Consider the following 3,999-nt stretch of genomic DNA (forward strand, 5'->3'; position numbering starts at 1 on the left):
CCGTTCGCGGTGGTGGCGGCGGCCATGAGGGTGACGGCGCCGTATGCGGCGATGCGGATGGTGTTCTTCTCGGTGTCGGAGAACCGGATGGCGGTGGTGTTGTTGTTGTGCGTCATGTCCGCAACTATCGAGGCCCGCCTTTTCACCGCCCTGTACTCGTACTGACACCACCACCGACACGAACAGCCGGCGGCCGTGAACTCGGTGCCGAAGCATCCGTCCTGCTGCCCTGACGGTTGGAGCGCGACGGGTGTGGCCGACCGGCCGGTGATCCCGCCGACCCTTCGTGGTCGCCGGTGGCCTGGGTTCGCGCTCATGATTCACGAGGGCACCGATAGGCTCCGAACACCGGGCGGTCTCGTACATCCCGTCTAGCGTATGGAGGGAGCGGAGGAGGTGCGACTCTCCGAACTGAAGTTCCCGGCGATGCGGCGAGCACTCATCGAAACGATGACTAGCCTGTCCGACCGCGACTACCAGCAGCGGGTGTGGATCGACGAGAAGTATCCACAGCCGGGCTTCTTCGACGACCTCACCACGACGGTGAACGTCTTCCACGACCTGATCGCCGACGATGAGGACGTCGACCGGTATGTCGGCGCGTTCCTCGTCTCCGGCGAGGAGGCCACCGCCGTGGAGCGGGTCTACCGGGCCTTGGACCCCATGATCGACGACCTCGCCGACAGCCCGGACGACCGCTACCTGTCCGACCCGAGATGGACCGACGTGGTCACCGCGGCGACACGAGCGAAAGCCCTCCTGAACACGGCTCGATAGGGCAACGGTGCTCGACCCGGCACGCGCTGGAACCTGTGAGAACGGATCCTGTGGCGCCGCATGGACCCGAACCCGAACGCCGTCACGCCCGGGAACCGAAGGCGTGCAGGAAGGTGCCGACCGCGGCGGTCGCGACCTGCCGCATCTCGGCGGCCGACAGGCGACGCGTGCCCCATGCGGCCCGGGCTTCGAGTGGACCGGTGAGGAGCGCGCTCAACTGCTCCACGGCCGAGTCAGGGTCGGAGATCCGTAGCCGCCCGGCGAGCGCGAGCCGCGCGAGCCGGTCGGCTAGGGCCTGCTGGACGCGCGCGGAGGCGTGGACCTGCACGATCTCCAGCAGGTCCGGCAGGTGCGCGAGCTCCGCGTACAGCAGCCGTCGCAGAGCCCAGGACTGTTCGTCGCAGTAGCACTGGATCAGGCGGAAGCCGACGTCTTCGAGGAGCTCGCGCGGGTCGCCGCCGGTGTCGACGAGGCGTTCGACGGCGGCGAGGTTCTTGGCGGTGGCCTCCTCTGCGCTGGCCGCGATGGCTTCGCGCAGCAGGGTCTCCTTGTCACCGAAGTGGTTGTAGACGGTGGCCTTGGCGACTCCGGCTTCGGCGGCGACCTCGTCGACGCCGGCTTGCGCGTACCCGCGCCGGGCGAACACTTCGAACGCGGCGGCGAGGATCGCCTGCCGCTTGTCCAAGCGGCCCCGGTGGGCCGCCTGCCCCTTCCGCCTCATCGCCGCGCTCATGCGCACAGCGTAGACGACCTCCATCGAATCGTACTCGTGGGTCTAGTTTTCCGGACGCACGAGTATGCAATACTCGCCAGATCAAAAAGTTAGACTCATCAGTCTGGTTTGATTGGAGCTCCCGTGCCCTCACCTGGGAACGACCGTTTCGACGCGCCGCTGCTGCGGATCATCGGGGTGATCCTGCTCGGCGGTGTCCTCGGCCTGCTCAGCAGCACCATGGTCGCCGTCGGTCTCGACCTGCTCGCGGTGGAGTTCAACGCCTCCCTCGCCACCATCGGCTGGGCCTCGACCGGCTTCCTGCTGGCGGTCACTATCGCCATCCCCTTCACCACCTGGGCCGTCGACCGGTTCGGTGGCAGACGGATGTGGCTGATCGGCCTCGCGTTGTTCGCCGCCGCTTCACTCGCAGCCGGATTCGCCTGGAACGCCGGCATTTTCATCGCGTTTCGGATCCTCCAGGGTTTCGGCGCGGGGATCCTCGACCCGCTCGTGCTCATCCTTCTGGCCCGCGCGGCCGGGCCCGCCCGGGCCGGGCGGGTCATGGGACTCATGGGCGTAGTCCTGTCCCTGGGGCCGGTCGTCGGCCCGATATTCGGCGGTGCGGTCCTCGACCGGCTCGACTGGCCCTGGATGTTCCACCTGAGCGTCCTCATCGCGGCCGTCGTGTTCGTCATGTCGTTGTCGGTGCTTCCCGCCGAACCGCCGCGAGAGGCCGGACAGCGGCGGCCGCGGCTCGACGTCATCGGCCTGGCGCTCATCGGCCCCGGCGTCGCCGCGCTCATGCTGGCGGCCTCACAGGCCGCCGAGCATGCGGCGTTCACCGTCTGGCAGACGCTCCTGCCCCTCGCGGCCGGCGCGGTCCTGCTCGCGGTGTACGCGATCCGGGCGTTGCGGCCCGGCAGCGACCCCCTCATAGACCTGCGCATGTTCGCCAACCCCGGCTTCAGCGCCGGTGTCACCATCATGGGACTCACCGGAGTCGTGATGTACGCCAGCCTGATCGTCCTGCCGCTGTACTACCAGCAGGCGCACGGCTCCACCGTCCTCGCGGCCGGGCTCCTCGTCGCCCCCTTCGGGTTGGGTGGCACCATCTCGATGCCGCTGGCCGGATGGATCTCCGACCGGATCGGCAGCCGCGTCCTCGCTCGCACCGGCGCGATCGGACTGCTGGCCTGCGTGTTGGGACTGACCCGCATCGACACCGACACGCCCCTGGCGTGGTCGGTGGGCGCGACGCTGGTCATGGGCCTCGCGAGCGGGTTCGTCAGCGCCCCGACGATGGGATCGCTGTACCGAACCCTGCCTGCCTCGCAAGTGGCCCAGGGCAGTTCGGTGCTCTACATGCTCAACCAACTCGGCGGCTCGATCGGCGTCGCCGTCGTGGCGCTCATCCTGTCGATCGCGACCGATACCCTCGACGGCCTCCACGCCGTGTACTGGTTCCTGGCAGCGGTCCTCGCGACCGTGCTGGCCGCCACCTGGTTCCTGCCCGGCAATGGTTCACCGTCGGACACCGGACCCCGCGTGAAGTCCGGGGTGGTCGCGTCATGAGGACCATCGTGATCACCGGTGGCACGGACGGCATCGGCGCGGGACTCGCCCGGCACCATCTGGCACAAGGCGACACGGTCGTCGCGATCGGGCGCGACGAGGTAAAAGGGGCGGCGCTGGCCCGGCTCGGTGGGCACTTCGTCCGCGCCGACCTGAGTCTGGTCGCGGAGAACCTGCGCGTGGTCGACCTGCTCAAGTCCCGATTCGAAGCGATCGACGCGCTCATCCTGTGTGCCAGGTACTTCCGCTCCCACCGGTACGAGACCGTCGAGGGCTTCGAGGCCTGCTTCGCGCTTGAATACCTCAGCCGGTTCACACTGAGTCATGAGCTGCTCGACCGTTTGGAAGCGGCTCCCGCCCCCGTCGTCTTGAACGTCTCCGGCCCCGGAGCGCCCAAACCCGAGATTCGATGGGATGACCTGGGGTTCTGTCGCGGCTATTCCGGAGTGGAGGCACAGTTCCACGCCGGGAGGGCCAACGACCTACTCGGACTCGCCTTCGCCACCGAACATCCGGACGCTCGGACGAAGTACATCCTGGTGAACCCCGGCAGTGTCGCCTCCAGCTTCGCGGGGGAGTTCGACCCCGAAACGGCCGCGCTCGTCCAGCGCATGAAACGGGTCGCGACCCCGGTCGACCGGATCGTGCCGCACCTCGCCGCCCTCGTGGACGCACCGCCTGCCGATCCGGTGAGCGCCTTCGCCGTCAGCCGGCGTGTCGATCCCCGGATGAGTGAGGTCGACGACCGCGCGGCGGCCCGCCTCCACCGACTCACCACGGGCCTGCTGCGTCACTGAGTCCCGTCGCACCGTTTCGACGGTGGGAGGTGCAGGTGCACCTCCCACCGTGCCGACCGGAAGCGCACGCCGCCGGTACACATGCGAACGAATACACCGGAAACCTGCTTCAGGTTCCCGGTGTGTGTCTGGTCGGGA

General features: G+C 68.4%; 4 protein-coding genes. 3 read left to right on the forward strand and 1 reads right to left on the reverse strand.

Annotated features, from left to right (window positions below; all coding sequences use genetic code 11):
- The first annotated feature begins 396 nt into the window (after positions 1 to 396).
- Positions 397 to 777, forward strand: coding sequence for an SCO4402 family protein (locus tag LX16_RS00790; RefSeq protein ID WP_147131560.1), 381 nt, complete (start codon positions 397 to 399; stop codon positions 775 to 777).
- Between the two features lie 82 nt (positions 778 to 859).
- Here LX16_RS00790 and LX16_RS00795 read toward each other — a convergent pair whose 3' ends face one another.
- Positions 860 to 1,510 carry a TetR/AcrR family transcriptional regulator gene (locus tag LX16_RS00795; protein ID WP_147131563.1) on the reverse strand — a complete coding sequence of 217 codons (651 nt, stop codon included), beginning with the start codon at positions 1,508 to 1,510 and terminating at the stop codon, positions 860 to 862.
- Between the two features lie 123 nt (positions 1,511 to 1,633).
- Here LX16_RS00795 and LX16_RS00800 point away from each other — a divergent pair, with 123 nt between their 5' ends.
- Positions 1,634 to 3,064, forward strand: coding sequence for a DHA2 family efflux MFS transporter permease subunit (locus LX16_RS00800; protein WP_147131567.1), 1,431 nt, complete (start codon positions 1,634 to 1,636; stop codon positions 3,062 to 3,064).
- Positions 3,061 to 3,861, forward strand: coding sequence for an SDR family NAD(P)-dependent oxidoreductase (locus tag LX16_RS00805; RefSeq protein ID WP_147131570.1), 801 nt, complete (start codon positions 3,061 to 3,063; stop codon positions 3,859 to 3,861). The genes LX16_RS00800 and LX16_RS00805 overlap by 4 nt, the downstream gene beginning before the upstream one ends.
- The last annotated feature ends 138 nt before the right edge of the window (positions 3,862 to 3,999 follow it).

Source organism: Stackebrandtia albiflava (assembly GCF_007994225.1).
Classification (GTDB): domain Bacteria; phylum Actinomycetota; class Actinomycetes; order Mycobacteriales; family Micromonosporaceae; genus Stackebrandtia; species Stackebrandtia albiflava.

What these genes read in the sequence shown, in the direction of transcription:
- LX16_RS00795 (WP_147131563.1), bottom strand. Translation starts at nt 1,510, where the DNA reads ATGAGCGCGGCGATGAGGCGGAAGGGGCAGGCGGCCCACCGGGGCCGC.
- LX16_RS00805 (WP_147131570.1), top strand. Translation starts at nt 3,061, where the DNA reads ATGAGGACCATCGTGATCACCGGTGGCACGGACGGCATCGGCGCGGGA.